The sequence below is a fragment of the Pseudomonas purpurea genome (assembly GCF_039908635.1).
Classification (GTDB): Bacteria; Pseudomonadota; Gammaproteobacteria; order Pseudomonadales; family Pseudomonadaceae; genus Aquipseudomonas; species Aquipseudomonas purpurea.
The window spans coordinates 3,176,034-3,195,277 of record NZ_CP150918.1 but is presented as its reverse complement, the minus strand read 5'-3'; the positions used below and the strand labels follow the sequence as shown (position 1 = coordinate 3,195,277).

The 19,244-nt window shown below is 60.6% G+C and carries 16 protein-coding genes and 1 pseudogene; 7 read left to right on the top strand and 10 right to left on the bottom strand.

What is annotated here, in order from left to right; translation table 11 throughout:
- Nucleotides 1-189: 189 nt before the first annotated feature.
- From AABM54_RS14275 to AABM54_RS14250, 6 genes are all read left to right on the top strand, one after another.
- Entirely contained in the window at nt 190-483 is a 294-nt protein-coding gene (locus tag AABM54_RS14275) for a DUF5629 family protein (protein WP_347900635.1), read from the top strand.
- Nucleotides 476-1,645, top strand: a complete 1,170-nt coding sequence (locus tag AABM54_RS14270) for a lactonase family protein (RefSeq protein ID WP_347900633.1) — start codon at nt 476-478, stop codon at nt 1,643-1,645. The genes AABM54_RS14275 and AABM54_RS14270 overlap by 8 nt, the downstream gene beginning before the upstream one ends.
- Nucleotides 1,646-1,803: 158 nt before the next feature.
- Nucleotides 1,804-1,983, top strand: coding sequence for a hypothetical protein (locus AABM54_RS14265; RefSeq protein WP_347900632.1), 180 nt, complete (start codon nt 1,804-1,806; stop codon nt 1,981-1,983).
- Between the two features lie 209 nt (nt 1,984-2,192).
- Nucleotides 2,193-2,318 (top strand): hypothetical protein, encoded by a 126-nt coding sequence (locus AABM54_RS14260; RefSeq protein ID WP_347900631.1) that lies wholly within the window; start codon nt 2,193-2,195, stop codon nt 2,316-2,318.
- 115 nt (nt 2,319-2,433) lie between these two features.
- Nucleotides 2,434-2,646 carry a hypothetical protein gene (locus AABM54_RS14255; RefSeq protein ID WP_347900629.1) on the top strand — a complete coding sequence of 71 codons (213 nt, stop codon included), beginning with the start codon at nt 2,434-2,436 and terminating at the stop codon, nt 2,644-2,646.
- A complete protein-coding gene (locus AABM54_RS14250; protein WP_347900628.1) occupies nt 2,643-2,900 on the top strand; it encodes a hypothetical protein in 258 nt (85 codons plus the stop codon). Before AABM54_RS14255 ends, AABM54_RS14250 begins: the two co-directional genes overlap by 4 nt.
- Here AABM54_RS14250 and AABM54_RS14245 read toward each other — a convergent pair whose 3' ends face one another.
- The 3 genes and pseudogenes from AABM54_RS14245 to AABM54_RS14235 form a co-directional block, all read right to left on the bottom strand.
- Nucleotides 2,901-3,503 (bottom strand): glutathione S-transferase, encoded by a 603-nt coding sequence (locus tag AABM54_RS14245; RefSeq protein WP_347900627.1) that lies wholly within the window; start codon nt 3,501-3,503, stop codon nt 2,901-2,903.
- Nucleotides 3,500-7,142, bottom strand: a pseudogene (locus AABM54_RS14240) (AAA family ATPase). The gene AABM54_RS14245 and the pseudogene AABM54_RS14240 overlap by 4 nt, the downstream one beginning before the upstream one ends.
- Nucleotides 7,139-8,383, bottom strand: a complete 1,245-nt coding sequence (locus AABM54_RS14235) for an exonuclease SbcCD subunit D C-terminal domain-containing protein (RefSeq protein WP_347900626.1) — start codon at nt 8,381-8,383, stop codon at nt 7,139-7,141. Before AABM54_RS14235 ends, AABM54_RS14240 begins: the two are co-directional and overlap by 4 nt.
- Nucleotides 8,384-8,595: 212 nt before the next feature.
- Here AABM54_RS14235 and AABM54_RS14230 point away from each other — a divergent pair, with 212 nt between their 5' ends.
- Nucleotides 8,596-11,370: an RHS repeat-associated core domain-containing protein gene (locus AABM54_RS14230; RefSeq protein WP_347900624.1), complete on the top strand. Its 2,775-nt coding sequence runs from the start codon at nt 8,596-8,598 to the stop codon at nt 11,368-11,370.
- Between the two features lie 18 nt (nt 11,371-11,388).
- Here AABM54_RS14230 and AABM54_RS14225 read toward each other — a convergent pair whose 3' ends face one another.
- From AABM54_RS14225 to AABM54_RS14195, 7 genes are all read right to left on the bottom strand, one after another.
- Nucleotides 11,389-13,026 (bottom strand): BatD family protein, encoded by a 1,638-nt coding sequence (locus tag AABM54_RS14225; RefSeq protein ID WP_347900623.1) that lies wholly within the window; start codon nt 13,024-13,026, stop codon nt 11,389-11,391.
- Nucleotides 13,023-14,762, bottom strand: coding sequence for a tetratricopeptide repeat protein (locus AABM54_RS14220; protein ID WP_347900622.1), 1,740 nt, complete (start codon nt 14,760-14,762; stop codon nt 13,023-13,025). Before AABM54_RS14220 ends, AABM54_RS14225 begins: the two co-directional genes overlap by 4 nt.
- The gene (locus AABM54_RS14215) at nt 14,759-15,844 is read right to left on the bottom strand and encodes a VWA domain-containing protein (RefSeq protein ID WP_347900620.1); all 1,086 of its coding nucleotides are present in this window, start codon (nt 15,842-15,844) and stop codon (nt 14,759-14,761) included. The genes AABM54_RS14220 and AABM54_RS14215 overlap by 4 nt, the downstream gene beginning before the upstream one ends.
- Nucleotides 15,837-16,331, bottom strand: coding sequence for a DUF4381 domain-containing protein (locus AABM54_RS14210; RefSeq protein WP_347900619.1), 495 nt, complete (start codon nt 16,329-16,331; stop codon nt 15,837-15,839). Before AABM54_RS14210 ends, AABM54_RS14215 begins: the two co-directional genes overlap by 8 nt.
- Nucleotides 16,328-17,272 (bottom strand): DUF58 domain-containing protein, encoded by a 945-nt coding sequence (locus tag AABM54_RS14205; RefSeq protein ID WP_347900617.1) that lies wholly within the window; start codon nt 17,270-17,272, stop codon nt 16,328-16,330. Before AABM54_RS14205 ends, AABM54_RS14210 begins: the two co-directional genes overlap by 4 nt.
- A gap of 5 nt (nt 17,273-17,277) precedes the next feature.
- Complete coding sequence (locus AABM54_RS14200; RefSeq protein WP_007925774.1) at nt 17,278-18,237, bottom strand: MoxR family ATPase; 960 nt, start codon at nt 18,235-18,237, stop codon at nt 17,278-17,280.
- A gap of 304 nt (nt 18,238-18,541) precedes the next feature.
- Complete coding sequence (locus AABM54_RS14195; RefSeq protein WP_347900616.1) at nt 18,542-18,895, bottom strand: hypothetical protein; 354 nt, start codon at nt 18,893-18,895, stop codon at nt 18,542-18,544.
- Nucleotides 18,896-19,244: the final 349 nt, after the last annotated feature.

The following is a 19,244-nucleotide window of genomic DNA, read 5'->3' as shown; positions in this document are numbered from 1 at the left end:
CCTGGGCAGTCGTTGAGCCAAACCTGTGCGCGGGAGTGCCAGCGCTGGCAGGTATCAGCCGGGATTGCCCAAAAATACCCGCCGCGCCAGGCCGTCGGGCGATACCGGGATACCACCCGCGCACGTCCGTTTAGGAGTGGCTCGCAAACTGGCCTATCATTACCCCTTTCTCCCAAGCGATAGATGGTTATGACTGCCGTAAACGAAACCTTGCTGACTGCCCTGCAAACCTGCGACATGCTGGAAATCGACGGGCTGCATGCCTTCGATTTCAGTCTCGATGACACCCAGTTACTGATCGAGTGCATGGACGGTCGTGCGGCCAAGCGCTGGAGCTTCAGCCTGGCTCAGGTGCAATCGGCAACCTTCGACCCGACCCTGCAGAGCTGGAGCATCACCGGTGATTCCGGCGAGCACCGACTGGTGTGCATGAGTGCCTTCAGCGCTGGCGAGGAAGAGGAAGACGAGCATGAGGATGCGTAGTTTATGGCCCTTGCTGATGGCCGCAAGTGTTGGCGCGATGGGCGTGCAGGCCGCGCCCGCCGACACCTATGAGCTGCTGGTGGGCACCTATACCCAGGGCCAGAGCGAAGGGATCTACCGGCTGCAATTCGACAGCCGCAGCGGTCAGCTCGACGCCAAACCGTTACAGGTCATCAAGACGGCCAACCCGTCCTGGCTGACCTTGTCCAAGGATCAGCGTCGCCTGTTCGTGGTCAATGAGAACGGTCCGGGGCAAGCCGACCCGGTGGGTCGGGTCAGCAGTTTTACCGTCGAACCGACATCTCACGCGCTGAGCCCGCTCAGTCAGGTGCAGAGCCTGGGCAATGAGCCGACTCATTCCAGCCTGAGTGGTGACGGCCAGTATCTGTTTGTCAGCAACTATTGCGTGGCCCAAGACCCAGGCGGAAGCCTGGCGGTGCTGCCGGTGAGTGCCGACGGCAAGCTGTCGCCTCCGGTGCAGTTGAGCAGCCATCCGGCGAGCCGGGTCAACCCTGAGCGGCAGAACTCGTCCCACGTGCATGCGACGGTGTCCTCGCCGGACGGTCGGTACGTGTTTTCCAGTGACCTGGGTGCGGACAAAGTCTTCGTTTATCGCTACGACCCCAAGGCCAACCGGGAACTGCCGTTGACCGCTGCCACACCGGCCTCGGTCCAGTTGCCAGCGGGCAGCGGGCCACGGCATCTGCTGTTCAGCGCGGACGGCAAACATGCCTGGCTGAGCATGGAAATGAGCGCGCAGGTGGCGGTGTTCGACTACCACGACGGCACGCTTGAACAACGCCAACTGGTCGATCTGGCGGCCGGTCAGCCTGCATCAGACAAGGCAGGCGCGGCGTTGCACGCTTCAGCAGACGGCAAGTTTCTCTATGTGAGTAACCGTGGCACCGCCAACCAGTTGTTGGCATTCGCCATCGACCCGGTCAGCGGTGAACTCAAGGAGATTCAGCGCCGCTCAGTGGACGGTGATCATCCTCGCGAATTCAGCCTCGACCCCAGCGGCCGGTTTGTGTTGATCGCCAACCAGAAGAGCAACCAGATTGTGGTGGTCGAGCGCGATCCCAAGACGGGTCTTCTGGGTAAAACCGTGCAAAAACTGCCGATTGATTCCCCCAGCGATATCAGGTTCCTGCTGCGTCAATAGACCGCAGGCCCCGGTAGCCGGGGCCTGCATCCTTCTATTAATGAGACTGATATCCGCTAATGCTACAAAGCATTTCAAAGGCGCCAACCCTCGGGCGTAAGTTTGCTTCACGGCCTCCACAGGCAAACAAGCCAACTGAATCTTCGAGGGTTATCATCATGAACTTCAATCTCTTCTCCGTTATCGCGGCTTCCGCCATCTCCGCCAGCGTTGCACTGCCAGCCAGCGCCAGCGTGGAAATCAACGCCAAACGCTCCAGCACCCAGAGCTACACCCAGAAGTACCTGCAACAAAGCGCCAACTTCTACGCCGCGCTGGACCACAAAATCCAGCACTGAGATTCACCTCCCGCAGTCTTTATGCAGGCGCGAAGTCACTTCGGTGGTTCGACATTAACGTCGTCGAACACTGGGAGTGATGTCGCTCCTGCATAACGCGTTTGCGACAGCATTCACCAGCCAGTACATTTTCCCTTGGTAATATCACATAGCCATGTGTTTAAATTTGACGCTAATTAATTGACTCCTCTTTTTCCGGGATCGACAACATGGCTATGCGTCTGGCAGTGGTGCTTCTCTTTCTGTATTCGACCCCGATTCTCTCGGCCGTCCAGCCTGTCGAAGGCGAGCCTGAAGCCTCGCGCGAGCGCTTGATGAGCCTGTTGCAGGATTGAGAGTCGCTGAATTATCGATCAATTAAACTGATAGCTACTATGCATAAAGGTCGCTATTAATAGCCGGTTATTTGATTGATTCTGTGGGCACTGAAACACGCCCACGGAGAGTCTCATGGCCAGCGCAATCCTTTCTTCTGCCAAGCACGGTGCCTACTTTGCAATCGGCGCCTATGTGGCGATGGTCCTCGTCGTCAGCGTCTCGGTTCACTCGCAACGCGTCATCGAAGCCCCGGTTCAGATCGCTCATCCAGCCTTGCAGTTTGAACCACATGCCATGAGCGTCAGCGTTGAGCCGTCAGGCGTTGCGGGAGCGGCGGGGGTATGAAAGGGCGCAAACTCTGGGTCATCGCCTTCCTGGCGTTTCTGACCAACGGGTCTTCACTGCTGGGCATCGGCCAAGGGTCGGCTGGCTCGTTAGCGCGGGCCATCGAGTGCAATCACAGCATCGCCCACAACATCCAGACCGCCAAGGCATTGGGGCTGTTGGCGGGCAATCCACCGGACAAACCCAAAGCCGTTTTTGCGGGGCCGTTTCAGGTTGATTGCTCGGCGCTGAACATGTGCAGCGTGTTGGCGTAATTACTTGCGCATCACTTCGGTAAACAACGCGGACTCAAGAATCCCCTGCAACCACGCCTGAAGCTGCCGATAAGGCGTTTGCGCGAACCAGTCGCGGTCGACATGGGCAAACTGCCGAATGAACGGCGCGAGTGCGATGTCCGCCAGGCTCACATGGTCGGCCAGCAAAAACGCTCGTTGTTGCAGTCGCTCGTCGAGTGCCTGCAAAAAAACCTCGCCCTGCGCACGGTAGTGCTCCATGGGATGTTCCGGGTAGCGCTCGGCGTACTTGTAGCGATTCAAGTGCAGCTTGAACACCTGATCGTTTTCCGCGATCAGCGTTGCACCGAGTTGTTGCGCAGCAGGATCGTCCTTGAGCAGCCAGTCCTGCGGGTCATGGTGTGCCAGCGCCCACTGCATGATCTCCAGACTCTCCTCGATGACGCGCCCCTCAAGGCTCAGCACCGGCACTGTGCCTTTGCTGGACAGGGCGAGCATTTGCGCGGGTTTGGCCTTGAGGCTGACTTCGACAATCTCCAGCGCCACGTTGCTGTAGCGCAGCGCCATGCGAGCCCTCATGGCATAAGGGCAGCGGCGGAAGGAGTAGAGCGTCGGCGTGCTCATTTGACCTCCACGGTGCTCAAGCCATTGCCCTGGCGGTGGACCTGAATCTGCACCGGAATCCGCTCGTGCATTTCCTGGACGTGGGAGATCACTCCCACCTTGCGACCCTGGGCTTGCAGACCGTCGAGCGCGTCCATCGCCAGTTGCAGCGACTCCGGGTCCAGGCTGCCGAAACCTTCGTCGATGAACAGCGATTCGATTTTCAGCGTGCTCGACGCCATCGACGCCAGGGCCGAGAGCAAGGGCCAGCGACACCAGGAATGTCTCGCCACCTGACAACGAATGCACGGAACGCAGTTCATCGCCCATCTCGGTGTCCATCACCAGCAAACCGAGCATGCTGCCACCACGCTTGAGGCGGTAACGGCGCACCAGTTGCCGCAACTGCGCGTTGGCGTGATGCACCAGCAAGTCGAGGTTGTAGGCCTGGGCGATCTTGCGGAAGGTGTCGCCGGTGGCCGAACCGATCAGGGCGTTCAGTCGCGCCCAGCGTTGCCATTCGGTGTAAGCCTCGGCGATGCGTTGCGTCAGCACCTGATTGGCGTCCTGGCGGCGTTGGTCTTCGGCTTGCTGCGCACGCAGTTCGGCGCAGAGCTGTTCGCTGACACCGAACTGGTGTTGCAACTCGCTCAGCGCCGTGGCCAGTTGTCCGGCGTCCAGGTTGCCGTTGTGCTGCGCCTGATGGTTGTGCAGGCGCTGATCGCGTTCTTGCAGCAGCACCTTGGCTTGCTCGATGGCTTTTTCGCTCAGTTGCACCTGTTGGCGCAACTGAGCGACGTGCTCGTCGCTGAACGCCAGCAACTGTTCCAGACCGCCGTCGTCCAGTTCCGGATGAAGGGCGCGCCAGTCCGTGATCTTGTTGTTCAGCTCACGGCTTTCAATCTCCAGGGCTTGCTGGCGTTGTTGCTCGGCCTTGAGTTCGGCGGCCAGTTGAATCTGCTGGCTGCGGACGTCTTGCAAGTCCTGGCTGGCAGCGGTCTCGGCCTGACGAGCCTGTTCGACGGCCTGATCCAGTTGTTGCTGCCAGTGCTCGGCGCTCGGTTGCTCGCCCAGCAGTTGAGCCAGCGCCTGCCCGGCACTGTGTTGCTGTCCGGCCAGTGTCGCGTGGTGCTGCGCGGCCGCATCGGCCTGCTGGGCACGGGTGAGCTGGCGGTCCTGTTCTTTCTCAAGGGTTTGCTGGCGTTGCTGTTGTTCGCCGAGTTCCTCGCGCTGTGCCTCCAGCTGTTCGAGCCGCTGACTGACGTGCTGGTCGAGTTGCATGAACGTGGCGGCGGGCTCGTTGCGCAAACCGTCCAGGGTCGCGGCGGGAAGCAGGGTGTTGAAGGCGGCGAGTTCTTCTTCAAGACGCTGACGGTCGTTGCCCAATTCACGCTGCTGGATTGCCAGTTGCTGGGCGGCCTGTTGACTGGCCTGCTCGGCGGCGTGCACCTGCTGCTGAAGGCGGGCAGCGTCTGTTTGCAGGGTGAGCAGGACGGTTTGCCGTTGTTCGTCCTGGGTGATGCTTTGATTCAACTGCGCGGCTTGCTGACTCAGCCATGCGTCGCGTTTGCCAGCGTCCTGGCTCAGCAACTGGGCGCTGAGCGGATGAGCCTCAAGGCTCGGTGCCAGGCTCTGCTGTTGGGCGGCGAGTTGTTCCTGCTGTTGCAGCAGTTCCTTTTGCTGGGCAATCACGCCGCCGACTTCGGTGCGCAACTCTGTGAGTTTTTCCTTGAGCAGGTCAACGGCGCTTTGCGCATTGGCCTGTTCGCTTTCATCGTGACGCCCCAGGCTTTGCAGCAAGGCTTCGGGCTGATGATAAGGATGCTCGACGCTGCCGCAGACCGGGCACGGCTGATCGTCCTGTAACTTCCCACGCAACTCTTCGACGCTGGCACTGCGCGCCAGGCGCTGGCGTTCCAGCAGTTCCCGGGTGACTGTCAGGGTTTGTTCGGCGACGGTCAGCTCGGCTTTAGCCTGGACGCCTTCGCGGGTCAGGCGTTCGCGCTCCTGCTGGGCGACCTGCTGGCGCTGTTGCAGCTCCAGTGCGCGTTGGTCGAGCGCTTGCTGACTGGCCCACAACCGCGCCAGTTCTTCGATGGCGCGTTGCTGTTTGCGGTTGTCTTGCAGCAGGCTGCCGAGGATTTTGATCTGTTCGGCCACCGCTTGCGGTTCGGCCCCGGCTTCGCTGTACAGCAACTTCAGGCTTTTGCTTTGCTCGCTGAATTGGGCAGCGCTGTGGGCGGCTCGTTGTTCCAGATCGAGCAACTCGACCTGACCTTTTTTCAGGCGATTGCCCACCAGCATCAACTGCTGCAAGCGCTCGCGATAGACGTTCCAGGCCTCACTGACCGGTGCCAGTTGCACGCTTTGTTCCAGTTGCACAGCAATCGTCGCCAACCGTTCCGCGACCCGTTGTTGCTGCTCTTGCATCCGCGCGATGGCTTGCTGGCCTTCAAGACTGGCGTGCTCGGCGCTCTGCTTCAGCTCGGCCGAGGCGCTGATGGCCTGGGTCAGGCGGGCGAGGTTGTTCTGTTCTTCAAAGGCCTGACGCAGCAGCGGCGCGCAGGTGCTTTGTTGGTTCTGGGCCTGGGTTAGCGCGGCTTTTGCCGTGTCGAGGCTGTGTTCGAGCTGAACCTGACGGTTTTGCAGGTCACGTTGTTGTTGGCTGTGCTGCTGAATCAGCGCCGCCAACGGGCTCAACTGCGTGTTCAGTTCTGTATGCCGGGCAAACTGATGCCGTTGCGGGGCCAGTTGCTCCAGGCGTGCCAGGTTCAGCCGTTCGCTGACCTGTGCATCCCACGATTGTTGAGCCTGTTGCAGTTGTTCGGCGGCGGCCAGTTGCTGGTCCTGCAATTGGCTCAGTTCTTTGAGCCAGGTGTGCTGAAGCTCAAGCTGCTTGAGTTGCGCTTGTTGGGTTTTGAGTTGCTGCTGGGCGTCGTCGAAGCGTTGGTCCAGTTCGATGCGGGCTTCGGGCTCCAGGGGCGTGATGCCCGTGGCCTGGTCTTGCAACAGCTTGTGGACTTCGCGGGTTTCCTTGCTTTTGTCGAAGGCCCGTTTGCCCAGGCGCGTGTAGAGCGCAGTGTCGGTGAGTTTTTCCAGCAGCTCGCTGCGGTCGTTGTCGTCAGCCTTGAGGAACGCGCTGAACTCACTCTGGGCCAGCATGACGGCGCGGGTGAACTGTTCGAAATTGAGTCCCAGCACCGCTTCGAGTTGGGTCTTGTACTCGCCTTTCTGGCTGGCCAACAGTTGATCGGTGTCCAGGTCGCGCAGGCTCTGGCGGCTGGCCTGCAACTTGCCGTTGGCCTTTTCGCGGGCCCGGTTGGCTTCCCAGCGTGCGCGGTAACGCCGCCCGTCAGTGCCGACAAAATCCACCTCGGCAAACCCTTCGCCGGTGCCCCGACGCAGCAGGGTGCGCGGGTCGCCGGTGGCGATTTCACCGTCGGCGTCCGGCACCTTGGCGTCGCGCCCGGTGTTGTTGAGGCGCGGCACCGCGCCAAACAGCGCCAGGCACAGTGCATCGAGCAGGGTGCTTTTACCTGCGCCGGTCGGCCCGGTAATTGCGAACAGCCCTGCGCTTGCCAGCGGCTCGGCGGTAAAGTCGATTTCAAAGGGGCCCGCCAGCGAGGCAAGGTTCTTCAGGCGAATCGCGAGGATTTTCATGCTTGCTCCTCCTCGTGCTGGACGTCTTGCAGCAACTGCGCGAAGTCGTTGAGGGTCGGGTCATCGACCTCGTTGCCGTAGTGATCCAGCCAGGCGCGGCGGAACAGCTCCTGCGGTGTCAGTTGGTCCAGTTCAATCAGTGTCGCGCTGTCATCGTCGCCTTCACGGCCGCCACTGCCGGCGTATTCGGCGGCGATTCGCACCAGCCGCACGGCTTTGCCTTGCAACGCGATTTCGATTTGCTGACGCAGGTCCGGTTGCGGCTCGTCCAGGCGTACCCGCACTTCAAGCCAGGGCTGGCGCTGGGTTTCGGCCAGCAGGTCGATGTCCGGCAGCTCGCTCAGTTGGCCGAGGATCTCGGCCAAGGGCGCAGGGCCCAGGCGTTGCAGGTGCACGGCACGGGGGATCAGCCGCGGTTCGACGCTGAGCAGGGTTTCACCGTCAAGCCGCACGTCGAGGATCTGATGTTGATAGTTGATCTCCGAGAACGACAACGGGATCGGTGAGCCGCTGTAGCGAATGCGTTCTTCACCGTTGACCTTTTGCGGCTTGTGCAAATGGCCGAGGGCGACGTAGCTGATGCTCGGGCCAAACAGGCTGGCGGGCAGGGCTTCGGCGTTGCCGATGATCAGGCTGCGCTCGGAGTCCTCGGACACCGAACCGCCCGCCATGTGTGCGTGGCTGATGGCGATCAGTGCCTGACCCGGCTGACGCTTGGCGTCGGCGGCGGCGATCAGCCATTCGTGGACCTGACCGATCCCGCGCAGGTAGTTGTCGCCCAGCTGGGCGCCCGTGACTTCGGCCGGGCGCAAAAACGGCAGCGCCAGGCACCAGGCTGCGATGGCGCCTGAAGCATCGGGCAGCGGAATCAGCAGGCGTTCGGCGTCCAGTTGACCGTCATCGAGCCACAGCACGCGGCCGAGCGCATGAGTGCGCAAGCGGCGCATCAACGGCGCGGGCAGCTCGATGCGTGAACCGGAGTCATGGTTGCCGGCGATCATCACGATGGTCAGCAAAGGTTGCTGCTCATGGGCGCTGACGATGAAATCGTAGAGGCGTTCCTGGGCTTTGACCGGCGGGTTGACGGTGTCGAAGATATCGCCCGCGATCAGCAACACGTCCGGTTGCTCAGCGGCAAGCTGACGTAACAGCCAGTCGAGGAAGCAGGCGTGTTCGAAATCGCGCTCCTGGCCGTGCAGGTTTTGCCCAAGGTGCCAATCGGAGGTGTGAAACAGACGCAAGGTGTACTCCGGGGAAAGTCAGGTGATGGCCGCGAGGAAAATGATGGCGGCTAAAGGGGGGAGAGTTTACTGGCAAACAATCACCAGGGCTCGGTTGATCTTATGGCACCTTGGAAAGGTAGATGATGAGCGGAATGTTTCGGCCTTGCATATTGATCTACCTGTAACTTCTGACAGTAGCCGCTGTATGACACACTGTGTTATTCAAAGCCATGAACAACAACTCTGTAGATCGTGCAACTCCCACCCTGATAGTCGTAGATCCGCGTGGTCTCTATAGTCGGACCGTCGCTTACTGCCGCTCGCAGCTTAGCCAGGTGCCTGACTCACGGATCACCCGGTATGCCTATGATACGGCGGGGCGAGAGATCGCCAGTTGGGATCCGCGCCTGTGGAAGAAGGTTGCAGCGGGAGGTAAGCAAGACCCCAACAGGGTAACGCTTTACACTCTTCACGACTTTGTACTATCAATGCAATGTGTCGACGCTGGGTTGCGTCTGGCATTGCCGGGCGCGGGTGGGCAGTTGCTCCATTCCTGGGACAGTCGTACTAACCAGCAACAGTTTGAATATGATTCGTCGCTGCGCCCGATCACAGTACGTGAACACACGGAAGGTCGGGTATCCAAGGTTGTCGAGCGCTTTACCTATGGCGATTGTGTTGACGACGTTGCGGCCCATAACCAATGCGGTCGGCTGATTCGGCATGATGATCCAGCAGGTACGTTGCGGTTATCCGAATATGGTTTACACGATACGTGCATGGTGGAAACACGGCAGTTCCTCAGCAGTCTGGAGGTGCCGGACTGGCCTCTTGACATTTCACCACGTGATGATCTGTTGGAAGACGGTAAGGGGTTCATCACTGCTCAGGCTTGTACTGCGACAGATGAGATGCGGTCCCAGACCGACGCGATGGGCAACCTCAGGATGTTCGCTTATACGGTGGCTGGCGAACTGAAGGAAACCCGACTGCAACTGGCGGGTGCGGGTGAGCAACCGCGTTTGCTGGTCGGTGCTATTCGCTACAACGCTTTCGGCCAGGTAGATTGTGAAACCGCCGGAAACAAGGTGCAGACCATTGCCGATTACGGGGCTGAAGATGGCCGGCTAACTCGATTGCTATCGAGTGTTCCCGGCAGTCCGGCATTGCAAGAAGTGCACTATCGATACGACCCTGTGGGAAACATCCTCAGTCTTGAAGACAAGTCACGGTTGGTGTGCTACTTCAACAATCAGCGCACCGATCCGATCAACTACTATCGCTACGACAGCCTTTATCAACTGATCGGTGCGAGTGGCCGGGAGGTCATCACTCCTGGCTACGGACCAACACTGCCGGTGCTGCAACCCACGCCGTTGAACCCGAATCAATTGCGCAATTACCTCCAGTCCTTCCTCTACGACGCCGCTGGCAATCTACTCTCCCGCCACCATAGTGGCGCACCGACGTTCAGCATGAGTATCTCCCATTCCAGCAACCGCAGCCTGGCGCAGCGCGAAGATGGGGCACTACCGGGCGAGGAGGAAATTGGCAATGGCTTTGATGGCAATGGCAATCAACAGGAGCTGCAACGTGGTCAGGGCATGAACTGGGACGCTCGAAATCAACTGAGTCTGCTCACACTGGTGAAACACGTTGAGGGGCCGGATGATCATGAGTGCTATGTCTACGACCGCCCCGGTCATCGCCTGCGCAAGGTGCGCCGAACTCAAACCGGTAGTCGGACCTTGTGCGCTGAAGTTCGCTATCTACCAGGACTAGAGATTCATCATGACGCGGTAACAGGCGAAGAACGCCACGTGATCAGTGTCGAAGCAGGACGTAGCTGTGTGCGGGTACTACATTGGAAAACAAAACCGCCCGATGGCATCAGCAATGATCAGGTGCGTTACAGTTTGAGTGATCACCTTGGTTCATGCACGTTAGAGCTGGATGAAAAAGCTGGATTATTGAACCAGGAAGGTTATTACCCGTTTGGTGGCACGGCGTGGTGGGCGGGTAGGAATGCGTTGGAGGGTAAATACAAAACCATTCGTTACTCAGGAAAAGAAAGGGATACGACCGGACTTTACTACTACGGGTATCGGTATTACGCACCATGGTTGTGTCGTTGGATAAGTCCTGATCCGGCAGGTACGGTGTATGGGCAGAATCTGTACAAAATGGTTGAAAATAGACCTACTACGCTCGTCGACATGCATGGTCTGAAACCAGTACCGCGGAGTACTTCAAACCAATCCTTCTGGCAGGCAGGTTTGAGGGCGCAACTTGATGGCCTGGGTGGTTCCAGTCAAGCGACGCAGCGTTTTATAAAGGATAGATTTGAGGTCCACGAACTTAAGCCTGATTCTCATGAAGTCAGGTCAACATTTTTCGATCAGGTGGGCGGTCATCGTACTGAAAGTTGGTTCGTGAACGAATTCCGTGAAGACATCTGGACTTTCAAAGAGAACTATAAAACCAAGCCTGCTCGCAGTGACAATCCTGGTTTCGGTGAGCCTGATAGGTTTTATGCGAGTGACGTTGCCAGATACCAGTATGAATTGGTAGCCAACCATTTTGGCTTTTTTGGCAAGCTACCTTCAGTGATCAAGCGAGAGAACGTCATGAATTACACAACTCTTGCTAATACGGTGAGCAGCGGGAGTGATGCTAAAGACGTGATGAATGTTTTTTTTACTCAGACACCTAATGGAAAAAGTACCATACGGATAATGGAAGATTTCAATCTTGAGCCCATTAGCATGGAAAGAATTAAAGGACCAGGTGGGACGTTTGATTTTCTGATTCATGTACAGCCAAAAACAATCAAATTGCCGGCTCGAAAGGCAAATGAGATGGATAGAGAGACATCTGTCAAAAATCGCCATGAACTACCTTGGAATTCACGTTTTTTCGAGGCGGACTTGTTGAAAGGCTCCATTCGCAGAGGGTCCATAGATATGGAGCGAGTGGAGCGCAGGGGAAGTTATTGGCGATACTGAGAAGACCGCCATTATCCTTTACTTGGGGTAGAGCGGCGGCAAGCCACTGTCGCCAGTCGGGTCCTGGACCCGTTCGGCAGTCGGGATGGCGCGGATGGCGCGCCACAGTTCTTCGCCTTGCCAGTGTTGGCCGGTTTCGCTGTAGAGCGCGCCATTCAGGCCGTCCAGTGCGTCGGATAACGGCACGAAACGCGCGGCCATGTCGGCCAGGGTTTCGGGCTGCTGACGGGCCCAGGCGTCCAGTGCCTGGCGAGTGGCCTGCGGGTCGTTGGCCTGGCTGGCGCGTTTCAGGTCGTCGAGCAGGGTCCGTGGGCTTGGACCGGTTTGTGCGGCCCGCAGAATCGCCGGTTGCCAGCGTGCGCGCCACCAGAGGCCGAAGCCCAGCAGGGTGGTACAGGCGAGGATGAAGGTGCTGAGTTTCCACAGCCAGAGCACTTCGCTGTCTACCGTGACCGGCGTCTGACTGCTGACCGGGGTGTCGACCACCAGGCTTGGGTTGTTGGCCACTTGCAGGGTGCGGGCCGGCAGGCTGGTGTGGTCAAGTTGATCCTCGACGGTGTTCCACCAGACTACGTCCACCGCCGGTAACTCGATTGCGCCGCTGCGATTGGGAACCAGGGCTTCGCGTTCTTCGCGGCTGCCGACCAATCCGCGTTCGTTGTGCTGATTGCTCAGTTGCGGCTGGTCGGGGTAACGCCGCAGGCCGCTGACCTCGGTGGCGGGCAGGGGAGGCAGTTGGGAACTGGCCAGCCCTTCGGCCTTCAGGGTCAGGCTGCGAGTCAGCGAATCGCCGACCTGGCTGTGTTCGGGCTCGGGGCTCCAGCTCTCGCTCAAGGTCAGGCTGCGGGCCGGCAGCCACGGCATGTCAGCCGGGTAGCTGGCGGGTTGAGCCTTGACCGTCAGGGCCAGTTCAGTGGAGCCGACGTGCACCATCTTGCCCGGTTTCGGCCCTTGGGCCGTGGGCTCTTGCACCGCTTGGCTGTCGACCAGGGTGGCGCTGAACTGTTGCGCCGGGATCGTCAACACGCCGCTGTGCTGCGGGTAGATCGCGTAGCGCGATTCGATCACGCCATGGCGCAGGTCATTGATGAGCTTTTCGTAGGTACGCGATTCGCCCAGTTGCTCGATGCGCGCATCGGGCATTTGCAGCGGCGTCAGGCTGCTGTCGTCATACAACGACACCGAGTGATAGACGCGCACGGTCAGGATCGCCTGGGCCTGCACATACACGCTGTCCTGGTCGAGGCTGGTTTCGATGAACACCGGCGCCAGGCTGTTGGTGCTGTCCTGGGCCTGGCTTTGAACCACTTGCAGGCTGATGGGCTGGCTCAGCACATTGCCCAGTTGCAGCGGCGGGATCTGCACCGTGCCGGTCCGTTTGGGCTGCAGGGTGACGATCCAGCGAGTGGTTGCACGCTGGTCGCCGCTCAGCGTGGTGAGCTGGTTGACCTGGCGGGTGCCACGGACTTCGAACAACGCCTCCAGCGGCGCCAGGTCCGGCTTGCCGAACTGCGTGACGTCGTTGGATTCCAGGGTCAGCTCCACCGTTTCCCCGGAGTTCAGGCGGCTGCGGTCGACACTGGCGATCAACCCCGCGGCCTGGGCCTGAAAGCTCCAGAGCAGGAGGGCGAGTAGTAGGGCGGTGACGCGGCTCATCGAGTTTTTCCCTGATCCTGATGTTGTTGCTGTTCGTACCAGAATTTGCGCCGCAGCAATTCGCCCGGGTTGTCCGGAATCTTGCGCAGCCATTGCTCCAGAGCCTGCCGGTGTTCACCTTCGAAGCGCTCTGCCTCGGCGCGGATCGGCGGGGTGGTGAGGTGTTCGTCAGCCAGTTCGCTGCCCGGCACTTCATTGGCGCCGGGTTGCGGCGGTTGTTGTGGCTTGGGCTCGCCGGTCGTCGGCGGGCTGGTGCCGGGCGTTTTCTGCTCGCCGCTGGTCGCGGGTTGAGTCGCGGCTCCGGGGGGCGGGTTTTGAGCATCAGTTTGGGCATTCTCGTCAGCGGTCTTCTCGGGCTCGCTGGGCGGTGGTGCGCTTTTCTGCTTGATCAGGCTTTCCACCAAGGCTTTGTTGGTCAATGCCGGACGCAAATCCGGTTGACGCTCCAGGGCTTGTTCGTAGGCATCGACGGCGGCTTCCAGCTCGCCGCTTTTGGCCAGGGCGTTGCCTCGATTGTAGTGCGCCCGCGCGTCATTGCCTTCGGCAAAGCGCTGGGCGGCTGCGGCGTAATCGCCCGCCTCGTACAGCGCGACGCCTTGCCACTGCGTGTCTTCGAAATGCCGGGCGGCTTCGGCGGGCTGTTTCTTTTTCAGCAGGTGCTGGCCCTGTTGGTCCGGGCGCAACCACAGGTCATTCCACTCAAAGGCATAGCTGGGCTGCGGCAGCATGAACAGCAGCGGCAGGCAAAACAGCCAGCCACGGCGTCCGGCGCAGGCCGCCAGTAGCAACAAGGGCAACAACAGCCAGTAACCCTGATCGGCCCAGGTATCGAGATGCACCGTTTGCCCATCGGTGCGCAGGCCTTGCGGGCCATTGAGTAGCCCGAGTCCGCGCAGGTCGTTCTCGTCCAGCCGCGCCTGGCGGTAACGGCCACCCAATTCATTGGCGAAGGCTTTCAGGCTGGGCCCGTCGAGACGCGGCACGAGGATTGCGCCTTGCTCGTCCTTGAGGAAACTGCCGTCCTCGCTGGCGACCGGCGCGCCTTCGCGGGTGCCGATACCCAGCATCAGGAAGGTCGGTGCCTGGCCGCGCAGCGCCTGACGTATGCCCTGGCGTTCCTGTTCGCTCAACGATGAACCGATCAACAGAATCCGGCCCTGGCCGAGGGCACCACGATCAAGCAGAGTGAGGGCTTTTGCCACCGCCAGGTCAGCGCGCTGGCCAGCCTCGGGCATAATCGACGGCTTGAGCGCTTCGAGCAGATTGCGACTGGTCGACAGGTCGTCCGACAGTGGCACCAGCGTGTGGGCACTGCCGGCGTAGACGACGATGGCGGTCTGCGCATCGCTGCGCTGTTGCAGCAAATCGAGGAGTTTGCGCCGGGCTTGCTCAAGACGCGTGGGCGGCGCATCGGTGGCGAGCATGTGCGGGGTCAGCTCAAGCAACACGACCAAAGGGTCGGCCGGTTTCTGGCTGGTTTGCTCGACGCGCTCCCAGCTCGGGCCGAGCAGGGCCAGCACGGCCAGCACCCAGGCAAATCCCAGGGCAACCCACGGCAGTTTGCTTTCACGGCCATTGCCGCCGCTCAAGAGGGCGGCGTGGAAGGCCGGTGGCAAAATCATCTGCCAGCGCCCGGCGCGTTTTTGCCGGTGCCAGAGTTGCCACAGCAACCAGCCAAGCAGCGGCAACAGCACGATCCACCAGGGGCGGAACCAGTGGGGCCAGAGGGCGATCATCGACGTCTCCGCAAACGCAGGCGTTTAAGGCGCTGACGCCAGTCGGGGTGTTGTTGCAAAAAGTGCTGGGGCCGGGCAAACAGACGTTGCAGCGGGTTGTCCGGCCAGCGTTGGCGGACCACCAGCAGGATGCTCATCAGCAAGGCTGCGGCCAGCGGCCATTGATAGAGCGTTTGGGCGGGACGAGCCTGAGTCGGTTGCTGGGTCACGGGTTCGAGTTGATCGAGGGTTTCCTTGATGGCTTGCAGCTCTTGCCCGTCGCGGGCGCGGAAATAACGGCCGCCCGTGACCTCGGCAATGGCTTTGAGGGCCGGTTCGTCGAGGTCCAGGCTTGGGTTGACCCCGAGAAAACCCAGGGTGCCGCTTTGCTCCGGATCGGCACCGATACCGATCGGGTAGATTTTGACGCCTTCTTCGGCGGCCAGGCGTGCGGCGGTCAGCGGGTCGATTTCGCCACCATTGTTGGCGCCGTCGGTGACCAGGATCAGCACCCGGCTCTGCGCCGGACGCTGGCGCAGGCGCAGGCGTTTGAGCGCCAGGCCAATGGCGTCGCCGATGGCGGTGTTCTTGCCGGCAATGCCGATGCGCGCTTCGTCGAGCCAGATCCGTACGGTGTGCCGGTCGAAGGTCAGCGGTGCTTGCAGGTAAGCCTGGCTGCCGAACAGGATCAGGCCGACGCGGTCACCTTCACGGTGTTCGAGAAAGTCGCCGAGCAGGTGTTTGACCAGGGTCAGGCGACTCACGTCTTCGTCCTGCCACTGCATGTCAGGGAAATCCATGGAGCCGGACACATCGACGGCCACCAGCAAATCACGACCGCTGGCTGCAATGGGCAATGGTTCGCCGAGCCATTGCGGCCGGGCCGCGGCCATCAACAGCAGCAACCACAGCAGAATGAATGGTGTTTGCTGGCGCCAGGCGGGCAGGTTGGCGCGGGCGCGTCTTCGGGCCAGGCCTTCGAGGTCGCTCAGGAAACTGACTTTGAGTGCCGGCTCGCCGCTGTCTGCGACCGGCAGCAGCACGCGCATCAGCCACGGCAGTGGCAGCAGGAGGAAGATCCACGGCCAGGCGAACTCAAACATGTTTGCGGATCCAGGTTTCGACGGCTTGCGTCAGGCCGGCGATGGCCTTGTCGTCGAGTTTGCATTCGGGTTTGTAAGCGCCTTCCACCAGCACCATCCAGCGGGTCAGGCCGGCCGCCGGGCAGCGATTGTCGAGAAAGGCCAGCCATTTGCGCCCGTTGAGCGTGTGGCTCTGGCTGTAGGGGTAGTGGTTGCGACACAGGCGCTTGAGCAGCCCGTTGAGTTGCTGCAACCAGGCGCCGGCCGGTGCGCCGTCATAGGGTTTGGGCAGCAACGCGAGTTCGGCGAGGGCGGCCAGGCGCACCGGGTCCAGCGGTTGTTCGGCGCGGGGCAGGGGCCGCTTGCTGGGGATCAGCTTGCGCAGTTTCCACACCCCGAACACGAGTAGTGGCAGCAGGGTCAGCAACAGCCACCAGCCCGGCGCCAAAGGCCAGAAGCCAATGGGTGCGGGGGACATCAGCGGTTGCAGTTGCTCAAGGCTGCTCATCGGGTTTTCCCCGGGCGCTGCGGGTTCAGGTATTCGCGCAGTTGTTCGACCATTTCACTCTGGGTGCTCAAGGGCATCAACAGCACCCGCAACTTTTGCGCCAGCAGTTCCCAGCGGGCAATGCGCGCTTCGGCCTGGGCGCGGTAAGTCTGGCGCAGGTCGAAGTTCAAGGTGTCGATTTCCAGTTGCGCACCGCGCTCGGCGAAACGCAATAGCCCGGCAGCGGGCAGGGCATGGTCCAGCGGGTCGGACAATGGCAGCAACAGCAGATCGCAATGACGCGACAGCAGGCTCAGCTGTTGCTCGGCGCCGTCGGACAGGGCGCGCTCGTCACAGATCACAATCACCAGGCTGCCAGGGCGCAATACTTCCCGCGCGCGGCGCAGGGCCATGCTCAGGCCATCGCGGTCGGGGGCGCCTTCGGTGTTGAGCGTCTGATTGACGCGCACCAATCGGTTGAGCAGTTGCAGCAAGCTTTGCTTGCTGCGCCGGGGCTTGATTTCATAATGTTCGTTGTCGCCGTAGACCAGGCCGCCGACCCGGTCGTTATGGCCCAGCGCGGCCCAACCGATCAGGCTCGCGGCCTGGGCGGCGAGCACGGATTTGAACATCAGCCCGGAGCCGAAGAACAACCGGCGACTTTGTTCGACCATGATGAAAATCGGTCGCTCGCGTTCTTCATGAAACAGCTTGGTGTGCGGTTCCTGGGTCCGGGCGGTGACGCGCCAATCAATGGTGCGCACGTCGTCACCGGCCTGGTAAACCCGTACCTGATCGAAGTCCACGCCACGCCCGCGCAGCTTGGAATGGTGCAGGCCGATCAACGGGCTGCGCTGGCTAGGGGTCGAAAACAGTTGCACTTCACGCACGCGATGGCGCATCTCGATCAGCTCGGTAAGGCTGATGCGAATGCCCGGCTCAGGCGCTGGTGGTGTGTCCATGGAGGTCAAGCGACAGCTACGACGTCGAGGATCCGCTGGACCACCCGGTCCTGGTCGATGCCCGCAGCTTCGGCTTCAAAAGAAAGAATGATGCGGTGGCGCAGCACATCGAACAGCACGGCCTGAATGTCCTCGGGGCTGACGAAGTCGCGGCCGGCCAACCAAGCGTGGGCGCGTGCGCAGCGGTCCAGGGCAATCGAGCCACGAGGGCTGGCGCCATAGGCGATCCACTCGGCCATTTCCGGGTCGAACTTGGCCGGTGTGCGAGTGGCCATGACCAATTGCACCAGGTATTCCTCCACGGCGTCGGCCATGTACAAACCGAGGATTTCCTTGCGTGCGGCAAAAATTGCCTGCTGGCTGATCCTGCGTTCGGGCTTGGTTTCGCCGTTCAGCGCTTCGCCACGGGCCTGTTGCAGGATTCGCCGCTCGACGGCAGCATCGGGGAAGCCGATTTTGACGTGCATCAGGAAACGGTCGAGTTGCGCTTCGGGCAGCGGATAGGTGCCTTCCTGCTCGATCGGGTTCTGTGTGGCCATCACCAGAAACAACGGCGAGAGCTCATAAGTGCTGCGCCCGACGCTGACCTGGCGCTCGCCCATGGCTTCGAGCAGGGCCGACTGGACCTTGGCCGGGGCGCGGTTGATTTCATCGGCCAGCACCAGGTTGTGGAAGATCGGGCCTTGCTGGAACACGAAGCTGCCGGTTTCCGGGCGATAGATCTCGGTGCCGGTGATGTCGGCTGGCAACAGGTCAGGCGTGAACTGGATGCGATGGAACTGCGCCTCGATGCCTTCGGCCAGCTCTTTGATGGCCTTGGTCTTGGCCAGGCCCGGAGCGCCTTCAACGAGCATGTGGCCATCGGCGAGCAGGGCAATGAGCAATCGCTCAATGAGTTTTTCCTGGCCGAGAATCTGCGTTGAAAGAAAGGTTCGCAGCGCAAGCAGCGCTTCACGATGTTCCATCGATGAGTGTTCCTGGAAAGGCTGAGCGCAGGCGTACGAATAACGCCAGGGCCGGGGGCGTTACTTTAATCCATCGCGGGGGGTGGCGACTAACGGCATTTTGCGCAAAGTGCGGGAATTGCTTGGCGATATTGTTTGAAATTCGTAGTACGGGGGTGGGGTGTAGATCTCTCGGGCCTCATCGCGAGCAAGCTCGTTCCCACAGGGATCTCCTGCGGATGCAAATTTTGCATCCGGCACAATTCCAGTGTGGGAACGAGCTTGCTCGCGATGAGGCCGGTTCAGGCACCGGAGGTTCCGTGGCTTAGAGCTGGCTTATATAGGTGCCAGTACCCTTGAGGATGTTCTGCAGGGTTTCTTCGACTTCAGCCAAGTCCGAGGCATCGGTGTTGTGAATGATTTCCAGCGAATCATCGCCATTGAGCGCATCGGCGTCAGCGGCGGCGATTTCGATCAGCAGGCGGGTAGGGCTGAGGGTGACTTTTACGCCGTCCAGGGTGGACGGCTCGCCATCGAGGGTAATCTCCAGCTCGTCCTCGTCCGGGTAACGCGTCATCAGGAACATGTCGCCCTGCGCGCTGTGACAGCACAGCATGGCCATGTTGTCTTCTTCGTCGTCGCACGGGTTGGCGATCAGGTGGGCGGTGGTCAGTTGCATGGTGAAAATCCTGGCGCTGGGCGCGCTGTTGGCAGGCAAAATGCAATTCTGCCAGTGCGAGGGAATTTCTGCTCGGATGTGTGTCTGAAAGTGTGTGCGAACACAAAGAGGCCTGCTGGTCATTTCTGGTACGAAAGTACTGCAAAACCGGCGATAAAACCGCATTTCTCCTGCGAGACTGCTAGGGTTGTCCGATGCATATCCCGTGAGTTACGTGCCGATGACCGAATATGTCGCAGCATCGCAAGCACCGGCCTTGCCGCACTCGTTAAGCTGCGCAACGGATGGACACCCGCAAAGACCGTGACGCTGCCCGTTTCACCCGTTGTCTTTGCGGATGTCCCCTCAA

What these genes read in the sequence shown, in the direction of transcription:
- AABM54_RS14250 (WP_347900628.1), top strand. Translation starts at nt 2,643, where the DNA reads ATGAAAGGGCGCAAACTCTGGGTCATCGCCTTCCTGGCGTTTCTGACC.
- AABM54_RS14265 (WP_347900632.1), top strand. Translation starts at nt 1,804, where the DNA reads ATGAACTTCAATCTCTTCTCCGTTATCGCGGCTTCCGCCATCTCCGCC.
- AABM54_RS14270 (WP_347900633.1), top strand. Translation starts at nt 476, where the DNA reads ATGCGTAGTTTATGGCCCTTGCTGATGGCCGCAAGTGTTGGCGCGATG.
- AABM54_RS14225 (WP_347900623.1), bottom strand. Translation starts at nt 13,026, where the DNA reads ATGAGCCGCGTCACCGCCCTACTACTCGCCCTCCTGCTCTGGAGCTTT.
- AABM54_RS14255 (WP_347900629.1), top strand. Translation starts at nt 2,434, where the DNA reads ATGGCCAGCGCAATCCTTTCTTCTGCCAAGCACGGTGCCTACTTTGCA.
- AABM54_RS14275 (WP_347900635.1), top strand. Translation starts at nt 190, where the DNA reads ATGACTGCCGTAAACGAAACCTTGCTGACTGCCCTGCAAACCTGCGAC.
- AABM54_RS14220 (WP_347900622.1), bottom strand. Translation starts at nt 14,762, where the DNA reads ATGATCGCCCTCTGGCCCCACTGGTTCCGCCCCTGGTGGATCGTGCTG.
- AABM54_RS14230 (WP_347900624.1), top strand. Translation starts at nt 8,596, where the DNA reads ATGAACAACAACTCTGTAGATCGTGCAACTCCCACCCTGATAGTCGTA.
- AABM54_RS14195 (WP_347900616.1), bottom strand. Translation starts at nt 18,895, where the DNA reads ATGCAACTGACCACCGCCCACCTGATCGCCAACCCGTGCGACGACGAA.
- AABM54_RS14210 (WP_347900619.1), bottom strand. Translation starts at nt 16,331, where the DNA reads ATGAGCAGCCTTGAGCAACTGCAACCGCTGATGTCCCCCGCACCCATT.
- AABM54_RS14260 (WP_347900631.1), top strand. Translation starts at nt 2,193, where the DNA reads ATGGCTATGCGTCTGGCAGTGGTGCTTCTCTTTCTGTATTCGACCCCG.
- AABM54_RS14215 (WP_347900620.1), bottom strand. Translation starts at nt 15,844, where the DNA reads ATGTTTGAGTTCGCCTGGCCGTGGATCTTCCTCCTGCTGCCACTGCCG.
- AABM54_RS14200 (WP_007925774.1), bottom strand. Translation starts at nt 18,237, where the DNA reads ATGGAACATCGTGAAGCGCTGCTTGCGCTGCGAACCTTTCTTTCAACG.
- AABM54_RS14245 (WP_347900627.1), bottom strand. Translation starts at nt 3,503, where the DNA reads ATGAGCACGCCGACGCTCTACTCCTTCCGCCGCTGCCCTTATGCCATG.
- AABM54_RS14205 (WP_347900617.1), bottom strand. Translation starts at nt 17,272, where the DNA reads ATGGACACACCACCAGCGCCTGAGCCGGGCATTCGCATCAGCCTTACC.